13 protein-coding genes are annotated in these 14620 nt (G+C 60.4%); 1 reads left to right on the top strand and 12 read right to left on the bottom strand.

Annotated features, from left to right (window positions below; all coding sequences use genetic code 11):
* Nucleotides 1-18 precede the first annotated feature (18 nt).
* From KHP60_RS04260 to hmgA, 11 genes are all read right to left on the bottom strand, one after another.
* A complete protein-coding gene (locus KHP60_RS04260; protein WP_213562328.1) occupies nucleotides 19-1755 on the bottom strand; it encodes an FAD-dependent oxidoreductase in 1737 nt (578 codons plus the stop codon).
* Between the two features lie 150 nt (nucleotides 1756-1905).
* A complete protein-coding gene (locus tag KHP60_RS04255) occupies nucleotides 1906-2595 on the bottom strand; it encodes an EthD domain-containing protein (protein ID WP_213562327.1) in 690 nt (229 codons plus the stop codon).
* A gap of 10 nt (nucleotides 2596-2605) precedes the next feature.
* Nucleotides 2606-3355 carry an SDR family NAD(P)-dependent oxidoreductase gene (locus KHP60_RS04250; protein ID WP_213562326.1) on the bottom strand — a complete coding sequence of 250 codons (750 nt, stop codon included), beginning with the start codon at nucleotides 3353-3355 and terminating at the stop codon, nucleotides 2606-2608.
* A 208-nt stretch (nucleotides 3356-3563) separates the two neighbouring features.
* Nucleotides 3564-4427, bottom strand: a complete 864-nt coding sequence (locus KHP60_RS04245; RefSeq protein WP_213562325.1) for an IclR family transcriptional regulator — start codon at nucleotides 4425-4427, stop codon at nucleotides 3564-3566.
* A gap of 32 nt (nucleotides 4428-4459) precedes the next feature.
* A complete protein-coding gene (locus tag KHP60_RS04240; RefSeq protein ID WP_213562324.1) occupies nucleotides 4460-5182 on the bottom strand; it encodes an ABC transporter ATP-binding protein in 723 nt (240 codons plus the stop codon).
* Nucleotides 5183-5195: 13 nt separating this feature from the next.
* A complete protein-coding gene (locus KHP60_RS04235) occupies nucleotides 5196-6980 on the bottom strand; it encodes an ABC transporter permease subunit (protein ID WP_213562323.1) in 1785 nt (594 codons plus the stop codon).
* Between the two features lie 5 nt (nucleotides 6981-6985).
* Nucleotides 6986-7909 (bottom strand): branched-chain amino acid ABC transporter permease, encoded by a 924-nt coding sequence (locus tag KHP60_RS04230; RefSeq protein WP_213562322.1) that lies wholly within the window; start codon nucleotides 7907-7909, stop codon nucleotides 6986-6988.
* Nucleotides 7910-7976: 67 nt separating this feature from the next.
* Nucleotides 7977-9173, bottom strand: a complete 1197-nt coding sequence (locus KHP60_RS04225) for an ABC transporter substrate-binding protein (RefSeq protein ID WP_213562321.1) — start codon at nucleotides 9171-9173, stop codon at nucleotides 7977-7979.
* Between the two features lie 798 nt (nucleotides 9174-9971).
* Nucleotides 9972-10253: a glutathione S-transferase N-terminal domain-containing protein gene (locus KHP60_RS24980; RefSeq protein WP_311924638.1), complete on the bottom strand. Its 282-nt coding sequence runs from the start codon at nucleotides 10251-10253 to the stop codon at nucleotides 9972-9974.
* A 100-nt stretch (nucleotides 10254-10353) separates the two neighbouring features.
* The gene (gene fahA, locus KHP60_RS04215) at nucleotides 10354-11655 is read right to left on the bottom strand and encodes a fumarylacetoacetase (protein ID WP_213562320.1); all 1302 of its coding nucleotides are present in this window, start codon (nucleotides 11653-11655) and stop codon (nucleotides 10354-10356) included.
* Between the two features lie 15 nt (nucleotides 11656-11670).
* Nucleotides 11671-13029: a homogentisate 1,2-dioxygenase gene (gene hmgA, locus KHP60_RS04210; protein ID WP_213562319.1), complete on the bottom strand. Its 1359-nt coding sequence runs from the start codon at nucleotides 13027-13029 to the stop codon at nucleotides 11671-11673.
* Between the two features lie 59 nt (nucleotides 13030-13088).
* Between hmgA and KHP60_RS04205 the strand changes: the two genes are divergently transcribed.
* Entirely contained in the window at nucleotides 13089-13523 is a 435-nt protein-coding gene (locus KHP60_RS04205) for a MarR family winged helix-turn-helix transcriptional regulator (protein WP_213562318.1), read from the top strand.
* A gap of 188 nt (nucleotides 13524-13711) precedes the next feature.
* On the opposite strand, the gene KHP60_RS04200 is transcribed toward KHP60_RS04205, so the two are convergent.
* Nucleotides 13712-14401 carry a hypothetical protein gene (locus tag KHP60_RS04200; protein WP_213562317.1) on the bottom strand — a complete coding sequence of 230 codons (690 nt, stop codon included), beginning with the start codon at nucleotides 14399-14401 and terminating at the stop codon, nucleotides 13712-13714.
* Nucleotides 14402-14620: the final 219 nt, after the last annotated feature.

The following is a 14620-nucleotide window of genomic DNA, read 5'->3' as shown; positions in this document are numbered from 1 at the left end:
CGCGTTCATGTTCTAGGCTTAAGCTGCCGGACGGCTCGCGGACGAACCAACCTCAGCCGCAGCACCAGCGAGATGCCGGCCTGCGATAAAGCCGAAGGTCATGGCCGGTCCGAGCGTGATGCCACCCCCAGGATAATTGCCACCCATGATGCTCGCCATATCGTTGCCGGCAGCATAAAGGCCGGGAATGGCATTCCCGTTCTCGTCGATCACGCGTGCATCGGCATCGGTCTTGAGCCCTGCAAAAGTACCGAGGTCTCCAGGCACGACCTTCACGGCATAGAACGGACCACGCTCGATTGGGCCGACGCAGGGATTGGGCTTGTGATCCGGATCCCCGAGATACCGGTTATATGCGGTGCTGCCGCGCTTGAACTGAGGATCCTCGCCACGGTGCGCATCGCGATTGTAAGTCTCGACTGTCTGCTCGAATGCAGCGGGATCGATACCTACCTTCTGCGCGAGCTCGCGCAGAGTGCGGCCCTTCACCAAATAGCCACTCTTCAAGGCCGGCGCCAACGGCACCGGGAACGGCTTCACGAACCCCAAGCCGTAGCGTCGGATCGTCGGATGATCGACGATGAGCCAAGCTGCCTTTTCCGGATCCTCGCTGCAGGCGCTGACCATGGCCTGGACGAAATCGTGGTAGGAATTGGCCTCGTTCGTGAAGCGCTTGCCGCTCTTCGTAACGGCAATGACACCGGGTTTGCCGCGATCGATGAAATGCGGAAACGGTCCTGCAGTACCATCCCGGCGAGGAACAAGGGAGACCGGAACCCACGCCGCAGCGTTCGGCAGGCCGTCAATTGCCCGTCCGCCGACCCGCTCGCCCAGGCGAATGCCATCGCCGGTGTTGCCGGGGGGAGCGGGAGACCAATGCTCCGCTCCAGTCGGGGCATGCGGGAAGAGCTCTTTCCGCCGCAGCATGTCCTGCGGAAAGCCCCCCGCTGCCAGCACCACGCCTCGACGGGCGCGGACCTCGGTCATTCCATCCTCGGTTTGAACCAGTGCTCCCTTCACGGCGCCGTCTTCCACGATCAGATCCTTGACGGGCGACGTGGTCCAGATCGGAATGTTCCGGTCCAACGCCGACTTGGCCAGCCGTCCGATAAGAGCGTTGCCGTTCGTCAGGCGCATTGCACGGCCATGGGATACGAGGTCGCGGCCATACTTTGCGAGAAGCACACCGACATAGGCGGCCGATTTGACGGAGCGGGTTACGTTGAAGAAGTGAAGGAGTTCCTTGCCGGATCCTATCATCATGCCGAGGAACGTGATTTCCTTCAGCGGCGGCCTCAGACGGGCGATCTCCTTACCGAGCTTGCGTCCATCGTAAGGAGTTGCCACGACCGAGCGCCCGCCGGGCATGCCACCTGGCGCATCCGGGTGATAATCGGAGAAGGCCGGACCGAGGGTGAAATCCATCTCGGTGTTCTCCTGGAAGAACTCGACCATCTTCGGGCCATTCTCAAGGAAGGCGTCGACGCGGCTCGCGTCAAAGTGATTGCCGGCCTCATGCTGAAGATAGGTGCGAGCCGCCTCGCGAGAATCCTTGAAGCCCTCCCGCTTCGCCAGCGGATTGCAGGGGATCCACATCCATCCCCCGGAACGTGCAGTCGTTCCGCCGAAGACGGGCTCCTTTTCCGTGACAATCACGTCGAGACCATGAAGCCGGGCCGTCAGCGCGGTCGCAAAACCGCCGGCGCCGGACCCAACAACTAGAACATCGCAGGTGACTGTTTTCGTCGGCTTCATGGCGCTCCTCGTCTCTCGCCCCTCTTTGCAGTCCTGGGACGCTTCTGATTCAGCATTTGCGAATGCATTCGTTGATTTGTTTTAGACGAACGCATTCGCTATTTCAAGATAATTTCGATGCCCTATCGAGTATCGAAACCGCTCAGCTCGTCAGATCACCTTGTGCGCTTCCACGAGAAACGTCGTGATTTCCGCAATGAAGCTGAGCGCATGTGTCTGTGAGACATTGGCTGCCGGAGAGCGAAAGGCCGCTTCGATGTCGCCAACAGAGCGGAACCAGAGCTCCACCATGCCATCGATGGGCAGCGCCTCGTAGGATGCAGACTTTCCAAGGCCAATGCTGCGTTCGGTGACGAAATTCTGGGTGTAGCCCATGAGGTTTGGAAACGCCTTCACGGCCTCGGCATGAAAGCCCCACCATTCCGCCTTGAACTGTGCTGGCGTCAGGCCCGGCTTGCGCGTTAGGATCGACATGCGTTTGACGAGTGGTCCTGCCGCAGATCCAACCGGCACAACGATGTTCTGCTCAGCCGTAATCAGTCCAGTTTGACCAACGAAGCGTTCGTGGTCTCGCGCGACATCCAGATAGGCATCGGAAGAGATCGCCCGATGCATGTCGTCGATACTGTCGAACCATAATTCTGAAATACCATCGATCGCCCAGTTCCCTCTGGCATGATCGATGGCAAGCTGGCGGCTATCGACGACGTGGTTCTGATGATACCGCTTCAATCCCGGTAGGCGGGCAGCCAGTGGGCCGTGCACGTTACGCCAGTGACTACGGAAGTCTTCGCTGCTCGAGCCCTGTTTGCGAGTCAGGAGTCCCATTCGAACAATCATGTCGGTCTCCTCAGACTGCGAGATAGCCGCCGTCGACCACGAGCGTCGTGCCCGTCACGTAGCTCGACATGTTTGATGCAAGAAAAACCGTCGGACCGATCAGTTCCTCAGGCTCTCCAAATCGCCCGAGTGGAATGCGGGCCAGGAAGCGCGCTGCCCGTTCAGGATTGTTGCGCGTGGCTTCCGTCATCGGTGTATTGAGCGTTCCAGGCGCAATCGCGTTGACACGCACGCCATCCTTGGCCAGTTCCTGGGCCAGGTTCTGGGTCAGCATGCGCACGGCTGCCTTCGAGGTCGAATAGCTGATCGATGTGGATGTCGACACGAAGGATGCAATGGACGCCATGTTGATGACGGTTCCTTTCGTGGCTCGCAGGGCGGCAACGAAAGCCAACGTCACATTAAGCGTACCGTCAAGATTGACCTGCATCGCGGCGTCCCAGGAACGCCGCATGTCGGGACTGTCGATGGTGTTGCGCGGACATATTCCCGCATTGTTGACGAGTATCGATACCGGACCGATGGACGACTCAACCTCTTGTGCCAAAGCCTTGCATGCTTCAGCGTCGGCAACGTTGAGAGTGAAGGGCCAGGCTTCACCGCCGGTCTGAATGATTCCCTTGGCCGTCTGCTCCGCCGCCTCTCCATTCAGATCGGTTACGATGACCCGGGAACCTTCCGCTGCGAGCCCTCGCGCAATAGCGGCGCCGTTTCCCTGACCGGCGCCCGTTACAAGTGCAATACGCCCTTCGAGCAACATCTGTTTCGTCTCCCTGAATTGATTGAGGCAATCGCACGCTTGCTACACATCAGGCGCTCCATTCAGAGAAGCATATAGCGAACGCGTTCGCAAATGGCGAATAGTCGTAGAAACAATTCAATGAGAGCGCGAGTGCGGCACGATAGGGCGCACTCTGCAACAGCAGAGCAGATATCATCGAAAAGCAGGTGAATTAAATTCAATGAAGCTAAGCGCGACGGCGGCGTCTGGTGACAGGGGCTGCAACGATCTCTGCATGACCTGCTTCTTCCTGCGAGTCGTCTTCGTCCACGTTCGGCGCATAGCCGAGCTGTGTCGAAAGCTTTTGAGTGAAGGCCAACAGGGCCTTCGCATCGGTGCTGCCGGGACCGACGTCGAGAACCCCTGTGGGTCCGATCAGGGTAACGGCGATCTGCATTTGCCCGCTGTAATCGAAAACTGGAGCCGCAATGGCGTTGATGCCGGTGACCGGCTTGCTTTCGGTCGTTGCATAACCAAGCTGCCTGACTGTTGCCACTTCGGCTTCCAGTTCCTTGCGCGACGTTGTCGCGCCGACACCCTGGATACGAGCGCCTTTTCGGAGTTCCTCAGCCAACTGAGCCTCGATGATCTTCGGAGGCATGAAAGCTGCGAAAACCTTGCCCGTTGCCGTGCCGGTGATCGAGAACACGGTTCCGGTGCGTACGTTCACGTGAACTTGGTCGCTGCCCTCCTGAACCTGAACGATGGTAGGGCCGTGAGTGCCCCAAACGGCAATAGCGACCATCAGGCCTACCTCTTCCGCAAACCCGACAACCGCATGTGCCGCGAGGCGCAGCGGATCGAAGCTTCGCAGACGCGCAATACCGAGCTGCAGCGCGAAAGGGCCAAGCTGGTAGCGTCCGCTCGCTGCATCCTGCTCGACAAGCTCCAATTTGCGGAAGCTGACGAGATAGGCATGTGCCTGAGCCGGTGCGACGTCCGCCATGGTCGCGAGTTCGCGCAACATCAAGGGTTTGCCGGCTTTGACCAGCGCCGCGAGAATCCTGCCCCCGACTTCGACCGATTGTACGCCGCGTCCATCAATACTCATGGCTCAATCCAATCCTCCCGAAGGCAGCAGCGTCACGCTGTGCCGTGGGATATTCCGAGATATGCCGCACGAACCTTTGGATCGTGAAGGAGCTGTTGCCCCGTTCCAGACAGCGTCACATTACCGGTTTCGAGAACATAAGCTCTATCTGCGATCGCAAGTGCCATATTTGCCATCTGTTCGACAAGCAAGATCGTGATGCCGGATCGGCGGAGGGACACGATGATGTCGAAGATCTCCTGGATGATCTTCGGAGCGAGACCGAGCGAGGGCTCGTCGAGCAGGAGCAGCCGGGGCTTGCCCATCAGGGCTCGCGCGATAGCCAGCATCTGCTGTTCGCCCCCGGAAAGGGTGACGGCCAGTTGATCCCGGCGCTCGCGCAGGCGTGGGAACAGCTTGAACTGCTCCTCGACCTCGGCCTCCAGTGCGTCGTTTGAAAGCCGCCGGAAGTAAGCACCAAGGGTCAGATTGTCATAGACGCTCTGGTCCGGAAAAACCTGCCTGCCCTCTGGGGACAACGCAATGCCTCGTGCAACCCTGCGATGTGGCGGGAGTCTGGTGACATCTTCCTTTTCAAAGAGAATCTGCCCAGAACTGACTGGCATCAATCCGGCAATTCCCTTCAGTAAGGTGCTCTTGCCAGCCCCATTGCCTCCGACGATGGCGACGACCTCACCGGATTCGACGTCGATGGTGGCTCTGCGAACCGCCGAGATCGGTCCGTAGGCGAGATGAACGTCCTGAATCTTCAGCATTGCTGTTCCCGTCCTAGGCTGCCTCAGTGGAGGTTCCGAGATAGGCTTCCATGACCCGCGGATCCGCCTGGATCTTGCCCGGCGTGCCTTCGGCGATCTTCTGGCCATAGTCGAGAACGATCACGTGATCCGAGATCGTCATGACCAGATCCATGTGATGTTCGATCAGCAGGATCGTGATCCCCTCGTTGCGGATTCGCACGAGCAACTGTCCAAGCTCCGCCGTCTCCTGCGGGTTCAGTCCGGCGGCCGGTTCGTCGAGCAGCAGAAGGAACGGTTCGGATGCGAGAGCCCTCGCCAGTTCCACCCGACGCTGCAGACCGTAAGCCAAGCTCCCGGCCGCAGACTCAACATATTGGGATAAACCTGTGAAAGCCAGTATATCATTGACTTTCCGAAGGGCCTGGTCCTCCTCCCGCCATGCCTTGGGTAGGCCCAGGAGCGATGAGACGAAACCGTTCCGCATGCGGGAGTGCTGGCCGAGCAGTACGTTCTGGCGCACAGACAGATCCTTGAACAGCCTGAGGTTCTGGAAGGTCCGAGCGATCCCGTGATTGCAGATCCCGTGAACCGATCGCTGGGTAATTTCGTCTCCCAGGAACGTCACCTTGCCCTGATCCGGACGGATGATCCCGGTGAGCATGTTGATGAAGGTGCTCTTGCCTGCTCCGTTCGGGCCGATTAGGGCGTGGATATGCCCTTCCGTCAGACTGAGCGATACATCCCTAGCCGGGACGACGCCGCCGAAGGCTTTGTTGAGATGATCGGCCGTCAGAAACTTGCCTACAGCCTTGCGAGACGTACTCCGTGTAGGCAGCTTGGGCGCTATCCCGCTTTGCACTGCGGCAGCCCCACGTCCCGTGCTGCGGACCAAACCGATCTTCTGGAAGAGGGATCCGAAGACACCTGCCAATCCCTTGGGCATGGCGTACAGGGCGAACAGCAGCAGCGCGCCGTTGACGAAATGCTCAATCCAGGACCACCGCGCCACGAGAGCCCCGATGATCACGAGCGTCACGGATCCGAGCAGAGGCCCATAGAGCGAACCGCTCCCGCCGAACAGTACGAGCAGAAGAATGAAGATCGACAGGTGGAAGTTGATGAAGTCGGAATTGATGTATTGGTTCTGCTGCGCCACCAGCGCACCCGCAAGGCCGCAGGTCACGGCCGCGATCACGAAGGCGAGCACCTTATAGCGATACACCGCCACGCCGACCGCTCCGGCGGCAACCTCGTCGGCCTGAAGAGACAGGAAAGCGCGCCCAAATCGCCCGCTGAGCAGGTTGCGAAGCAGAAGATGCGTCCCAAGGCACAAAAACAATCCGAACCAAACCCACTGAACCATCGTGAATGGCGTGCCGCCGATGCTCAGGGGCTGAATGGCGTAGATGCCCATCGCCCCCCCGAAGACGTCTGAGCCTTCCGTCACCACCTTTTCAATGACGATTCCGAAGGCCAGCGTCACCATGGCAAGGCTTGGCCCTTTGACCCGCAACGACGGCACAGCGATCAGGACACCGAAAAACGCCGAAACACCGCAGGCGAGCAGAAGGGACAGCCAGGGGCCGACCTCATAGTGCGTGGTCAGGAGAGCGACTGCATAGGCTCCTGCCGCGAAAAGGCCAGCCTGACCGAGCGATTTCTGCCCCGCGAAACCCAACAGCACGTTCATGCCCGCGGCACAGAGGAAGTAGACGCAGATCATGAAGAGCGTGCGCAGATAGAACTCGTTCTCGATGAACGAGGCGCCGATCGCGATGGACGCAACCAGGGCAATGGATCCGATGATGTGGCGCATGCGGCTTACACCTTGTCGACGGCGGCCTGGCCAAAAAGGCCTGCCGGGCGGAATGCCAGAACCAGGATGATCAGTCCGAAGACGACGATCTCGCGCCATTGCGCCTGCCAGAGCCCGACGCCTGATTCAAGAACACCCAGGATGAAGCCGCCATAGATGCAGCCCCGCGGATTGTTCAACCCACCGATGATGGCCCCGGAAAAGGCCTTGAGAGCAAATCCCATGCCCATGAAGAGCGACGCGGAAGCAATCGGGGCGATCAGGACGCCGGCCACTCCGGCAAGGCCGCTCGACAAGGCAAAGGCGCCGATCATGACCAGGTTGACGTTGATGCCCATGAGGCTCGCGGTCTGCGGCGAATGCGCGACGGCCATCATCGCCTTGCCGATGCGCGTGCGGCGCATCACGAGGTCGAGCGCGATCATGATCAGAATCGCGCAGGCAAGCACGAGCAGTTCCTGCGGCCGAACCCCTGCCCCGGCGACGCGCAGCACGTCGTCTCCCAACGGAGACGGCACCATGACGGGAGCGGGGCCCCAGATGGCAAGCCCGATGCTCTGCAGAATCACGCCGAACCCGAGGGTGCTCATCACCCAGTTCATCCCACCCTTTCCGGCGAACGGCCGGACGGCAAGGACGAAGATGAGGATGCCCATGACGCCTGCAACCGCTCCGGCGGCAATGACGGCCGCAGGATAGCGCCAGGCCGCAGCTGCCTCGCTGGGCACAGCCGTGGCCGTGCCGGCCAAGCCGGACACGAGCAGGAGCACCGTCACACCAATGAAGGCGCCGAACGAGATGAACTCGCCCTGCGCGAAGTTGAGCGTCTTCGTGGTCGTGAAGGTGATGCTGAAGCCGAGTGCGATCAGGGCATAGACCCCGCCGACGGCAAGGCCGCTCAGGAGAGTCTGGAGATATGCGTCCAGCATAGGGCACTCCAACGGTGCGAAGTGCCAGGCCTGCCGACCAAAGCCGGCAGGCCCGGCGATCAATGGCTTATTGCGTGAAGTCGGAAGGTTTCAGGGCTTTCACCACGTCGTCGCTGTAGGAGACGAGCTTTCCGTCCTTCCAGTGCGTCCAGCGATAATCGGAAGCCGTCAGCGCCTCGTGCTCCGTTGCGGAGAATGGCTTGCTGTAGGTCTTCATGATGCCTTCGACGGGAGCCTGAAGATTTTCGAGCGCCTCGCGCATCTTCGGTCCTTCCGTGCCGCCGGCCTGCTTGATCGCCGCGGCCGTGATCATCGTCGCGTCGTAGCAATGCGCCGCAAAGCTGAAGGCGCTCTTGGATGCCATCTTCGGCGCCAGGCGGTCGTAGAGCTGCTGCTGCTTCGGCGTACGATCCTCAGTGATCGTCCGCATGAAGATCGGCTTCTCGGCAAGGGTCTTGCCGGCCGTATCGAAGAAGCTTGCATTGTCGGAAGACCAGGAGGTCAGAGTCACGGGGAAGTAATTGATCTTCTCCATACTGCGCACGAGCTGGCCGATGGGGGTGCCTTGCGCCCACACCAGAACCGTGTCGACCCCAGCAGCCTTCATCTTGTTGAGCTGCGATGTCATGTCGGTATCGTTGACGCCGAACTTCTCGATCGCGACAGGCTTCAGACCCTTGGCGTCGCCGAGCTCCTGAAGATCCTTCAGCCCACCCTGGCCATAGCCGGTGGTCTCCACGAGATAGCCGACATTCTTGGTCGAAGCGTTGTTCTTCGCATAGGCGATGAGGCCGGCGACCTGTGCCCTGTCGACCATCGACACGCGGTACATGTAGTTCTCGGTGCTCGAACCCATGGGCTTCGTGATGTCGGTCGCCGAACCGATGCAGCCGATGGATGGGTTCTTCTTCTGATTGGGGATATGCTTCCAGGCCAGAGCATTACCCGAGTTGGTCGGGCCCAGAACCGCAACCACCTTCTCATTGTCGATCAGGTCGCTCATGTTCTGGATCGACTTGGGCGGCTGCGAGAGGTCGTCGCGGACAACGAGAGCCAGCTTGCGGCCGAGAACGCCACCCGCTGCGTTGATGTCCTCGATGGCGGCCTGGATACCGAGCACGCCGGCCTGGCCGCTCTGCGCGGACGGCGAAGCCGACAGATCGCCATTGAAGCCGATCTTGATCTCCTGGGCATGACCGACGGTGGAGATGGTGAGCGCGCTTCCAAGGAGAGCCGCTTTCAGCGCTGCATATTTTGGCGTCATGGTGTTCCTTCCCTCAAGGGTCCGATTTCAGCTGCGGGTGAAACGCCTGTCGCGCATCGCCCGCTCAGGGCTTTTCAGCACGGCAAGAACCTGCCGATTATCGAAAGTCGAACGGAAGGGAAGAACTGCGCGGAGATCATCCTGCGCATGCCGGCCGCGACAGCTTGAGCATTGCTGTTCCCGGCTTACGGACGCTCCTCTCCTTCTGCATTTTTGCATTGGCCGCTCTTTTGCCAGAGCTTCCGATATTGGTACCTTACAGCGAACGCGTTTGCAATAGACGAATTCCCGACTTTAGTCGCGTTGCTGAAGCCTAGGCCATGCCCCCGAACGGCGGGCGTTCTTTCATTTCCTCTGCAAAGCTTCGTCTTGATCTTGGATCCGATCTCAAAACTCGCCTCGAGAGGAAGAGCACCATCTAAGCTTCCCTTATTTGGAGGGAGAACGCGCCTGCACACCAGAGCGGATGGCTAGTGCTTGAGGAGTCGCTTCTTGAGTAAGGCGACATCGCACGCGATATGCGCAAACGGTCGTCGCTTGCGGTCACAGACCATTCGGTCACGCAAAAGGCGGCGGTCCAAAGTCTTGAGCCACCGCCTCGTCCACTCTCAGGTCGATCGACGTCGGGTTCGAGGATTACCCCGCATCCGGCTGGTTGGAAGGATGCGCCCTGAGGAAAGCTGGATGCTCACCGGCGACCTTCTCGACGCGGAGAATGCGTGGGTAAGCCTCCAGCGGCACGCCGACCGACGTGCTGCGCAGAGTTGTGGCAGGCGACAAACATCGACCAACATGGGCTCAGGCCCAAAGCAGAAGCCGTCGTCGCCGATCAAAGTCTCGACAGAGGCAAGCCCCTGCCCCACCCGTGTGGCAATCCAGGCCTCCACGTCCTGTTCGGAGCAGCCGAAAACTTTTCTCAGGTGATTGAGCGGAATAAGCTTCCTCCAGATATTCCAGAATGGCCGATGACTGGGTGATGATACCGTCCTCGACGAGAATGAGGGCAGGCACACGGCCTTGCGGGTTTATGGCGCGATAGCTTGGCGTGGTCTGCTCGCCGCCATAGCGAACGAGATGAATGAAGGCCTACTCGGCCTCGAGGTTCTTCAACGCCAACGCAATGCACACGCGGTCGGAGGAGGTAGACCTTCAATAAGTATAGAGCGTCATGGAGGACACCTCAGACGGTAGGTAGAATCGTGGACCGGCACTCGCCGAAGCCGATTGGGACGTAACCCTCGCGGCGGCCACGGGCGCGCAGGATCACCTCGTCCCCATCCTCCAGGAAGTGCCTCTCTTCGCCGGAAGCGAGCACCACCGGGTTCTTGCCGCCAAGCGTCGCTTCAAGAATGCTGCCGCAGCTCTCCTGATCAGGCCCGGAGATCGTTCCGGTGCCCAGCAGATCGCCGGGCTGAAGATTGCAGCCGTTGCTGGTATGGTGCGTGATCATCTGAGCCACGGTCCAGTACATATGCCGTGCATTCGACAGGGCGAGGCGATGCGGCGGCAGGCCCTTTGCCTGCAAGCCCGGCGTCAGGAGCAGGACTTCGAGCTCCAGATCCAGCGCACCCTCGCGCTGGTCCGCCTCGTCCATCAGGTATGGCAGCGGCGCGGGATCGCCCTCAGGTCGCCCGGGCTGCGCGATGCGGAACGGCGCCAGCGCCTCCGGCGTCACGATCCAGGCCGAGATGGTGCTGGCAAAGTTCTTGGCCAGGAATGGACCCAGCGGCTGGTATTCCCAGGCTTGGATGTCGCGTGCCGACCAGTCGTTCAGCAGGCAATAGCCGCCGACACGGCCAGATGCCTCATCGATTCGGATCGGCTCGCCGAGACCATTGCCGGGCCCGATCCAGACGCCGAGCTCCAACTCATAATCGAGCCGCTGGCTTGGACCGAAATCCGGAACCGTGGCCTCCGCAGGCTTCGCCTGCCCGCGGGGCCGGCGCACGGGCACGCCCGACGGGCGGATGGACGACGCCCTGCCGTGATAGCCGATGGGAACGTATTTGTAATTCGGCAGCAGCGGATTGTCGGGGCGGAACTGCTTTCCCACGTTGGTAGCGTGGTGAATGCCGACATAGAAATCGGTGTAATCGCCGATGCGGGCCGGCAGGCGCAGCGTGCATTCCGCAGCAGCGTGCAGGCAAGCCTTCAACCTGTCCTGTTCGGGACTGTCCTGCGCCAGAAGCTCCGAGAGGCGACTGCGCAACGATTGCCGCATTCCGGCTCCAAGCGACAGAAAGGCATTGAGCGTTGCACCGGATGCGGCTTGCGCGGCTTCGCGCGCCTTTCCCTCGAAAAGACCGATGGCAAGGGCCGCCGGCAGATCGAGGATCCGATCACCGATAGCCACTCCGCCCCGCGGCTCCCCGCCCTCGGGGGCGAAGACCCCCAGGGGCAGGTTCTGGATCGGGAAGTCTGGGTGGCCGTTGGCCGAGGCCACCCAGCTTTTCAGCTTCGGATCATGCGTGTGATCGAGCAAATCCGTCGTACCCCATCAACGCTGGTTCGGGTTGAAGTGCTTCTTCAGCTTGTGCCCGTAGGAACCGTAGTCCCTCTGCAGCGACTCGCTGTTCGCCGCGAAGGCCGTCACCTTCTGCGGAAAACGCGTCTCGAACATGAATGCCAAGGTGCCCTCGAGTCGGTGGGGTTTCAGCTCCACGTTACTGGCCTTCTCGAACGCGTCCATGTCGGGCCCGTGCGGCAACATGGTGTTGTGCAGCGACATGCCGCCCGGCACGAAGCCGCCGCCGGTCTTGGCGTCGTAGACGCCGTAGATGAGCCCCATGAACTCGCTCATCACGTTCATGTGATACCAGGGCGGCCGGAAGGTGTTCTCCGCCACGAGCCAGCGGTCGGGGAAGATCACGAAGTCGATGTTAGCGGTGCCGGGCGTCTCGGATGGCGCGGTCAGCACCGTGAAGATCGACGGGTCGGCGTGGTCGTACAAAACCGGCCCCACGGGCGAGTAGCGGCGCAGGTCGTACTTGTAGGGCGCGTAGTTGCCGTGCCAGGCCACCACGTCGAGCGGCGAGTGATCCATGTCCGCCACCCAGAGCGAGCCGCCCCATTTCACGTACATCTTGGACGGTGCGTCCTTGTCCTCGTAGGCCGCCACGGGCGTGAGGAAGTCGCGCGGATTGGCGAGGCAATTCGCCCCGATGGGTCCGCGTTCGGGCAGCGTGAAGGCGCCGCCGTAGTTCTCGCAGAAATACCCCCGGGCCGGTCCGTTCGTAAGCTCGACCCGGATCTTCACCCCGCGGGGGATCACCGTGATCTCGCCCGGCTCGACGTCGATGATGCCGAACTCGGTCCACAGGCGCAGAGAGCCCTGTTGCGGCACGAAAAGCATTTCGCCATCGGCATTGTAGAAGTACTCGTCCGCCATCGAACGGGTGATGAGGTAGACATGGGCACCCATTCCGGCTTGGCTCCCGGCATCGCCCGCCGTGGTGATGGTGCGTACGCCCTCGAGGAAGGAGACGCTCTCGTTGGGCAGCGGGATCGGGCTCCAGCGCATGGGTGCGATCGGCACCTCGACCTCGGCGGCGGGCGCTGTGCGCCACTGGCCGATATCCGCCCTCTGGAACTGGCCCCAATGGGTCACCGTGGGACGGATACGGTAAAGCCAGGACCGCTCGTTGGTAGTGCGTGGTGCGGTGAAGGGCGACCCGGAGAGTTGCTCGGCATAGAGGCCATAGGAGCATTTCTGCGGCGAGTTGCGGCCGATGGGGAGCGCGCCGGGCAAAGCCTCGGTCTCGAAGCCATTGCCGAAGCCGGACATGTAGCCAGGCTGGATGGCACTCTCCAACCTATCGGCGGATCGAGTCTTCAGAGATGGATTCTGGACATTCATGGTCGTGACCTCCACAATTGGTCACGAGTGTAACTGTCAATTTTGTAACCAACAACGCCATGTCCAAGCTCCAGCTCGAACAATTCCTCCCTTATCGCCTGAACCGGATCGCGGCGGCCGTCTCCCAGGACTTCCGCTCCGTCTATGGCCCGCATCATGACCTGACGATCCCGGAATGGCGGGTGCTGGCGACGCTGGGGCAGTTCGAGGCGATGAGCGCCAAGGACATCGGGCGGCATTCGACCATGCATAAGACCAAGGTCAGCCGGGCGGTGCGGGCCCTGGAGGAGAGGCGCTGGCTCAAGCGCCGCGAAAGTGAGGAAGACCGACGGGAGGAGATCCTGACGCTGACTGCGCTCGGCGAGAAGGTCTACCGGGACATCGTCCCAAAGGCCGTAGCCTTCGAACGCCGCATCCTGGACGAACTCGGCTCCGAGGCCATGCCGCTCTTAGGCGTCCTAGAGCGGCTTGAGCATATCTTCAATGTACATTGACGTCGTGTCGGAACCGCTGTTGGCTCCGACGCCCACTTGTCAATGGTGCACACAGGTTCGCGCCTAGCAATCGAGCCGAGAGCATCATGCCTTGATCAAGATCCTCGCCGCACGCGGTAGGCAACAGCTCAAAGACATCATGACGCTGCATACACGCCGGCCGAAGAACCAGTGAATCGTGCCGAACATCATACACCGGCAACAACCGACCGAATGTCTCGGCCTTCAACGAAGGCCCTCAGCGTTGCACCAAGCCGTCCGATGTCCTTCAGATAGGGAAATGTGTTGTGCCCTGTTTCCAAGGCGACGACTTCGGTCTGGGGGAACATACTCAACCGGCGTGCTACATCCATATCAAACGGATTCTGCTTCCCGACCAGGACCGTGATCGAACTTTTGGGATTGGTAGCCAGTGTAGGCGTCAGGTCCCCGCACTCGATTCGGGTATCCTTCAAGTGCCGGATGCTCAGACTGTTCGGCGTATTCAGGACATATTCCGGAGCAGAGGCCAAGATGCGATCGGCTCCTATACCTACACCCATGCCGAGCGCCGCGAAGCCGCCCATCGAATGACCTAGACACAAAATTTCGTGGTCCGCGAAACTCGATCTCACGCCCTGCAGGAATGCAAACAGGCTCGAATACGAGGACGCTGCCCCCGGAACTCCGGTCTGATACCACTCATTTGAGCCTGGATTCAGGAACAGCTTTTTGCAATCGACATCGCGCAGGAAGCTTGAATGCGACCGCGTTCCAAGTTTCTGGTTGATATACGCAAAAACGATCAGAAGCTTCTTACAATCAGACTCGGGCTCGAAAATGACATGATCCGAACTTCGGATGGAAATCGATTCAGTTTTCATAAACTCTTGCAACATCGCAGGATCAATCCTCTGCAACAATCATTGCCAGTTCCGGCACTCGTTCTATCCCGGCAAACCGGCGATACCGTCCCAATAAGTCTCACTCTTGGTCTCTCCTGCAATCCACGAGAGACGAGACATGCCGCCGATCGTCAGACGGAGCGCCATTCTTCTCAGCCCGATGAATGGCTGTCTTACCCAGGAACTGCAAAAGGTCTCCACCGTGAGTCATGG

This window comes from Microvirga sp. 3-52 (genome assembly GCF_018383585.1).
Taxonomy (GTDB): domain Bacteria; phylum Pseudomonadota; class Alphaproteobacteria; order Rhizobiales; family Beijerinckiaceae; genus Microvirga.
The sequence above is the reverse complement of the archived record's forward strand: the minus strand, read 5'-3'. Positions and strand labels throughout refer to the sequence as shown.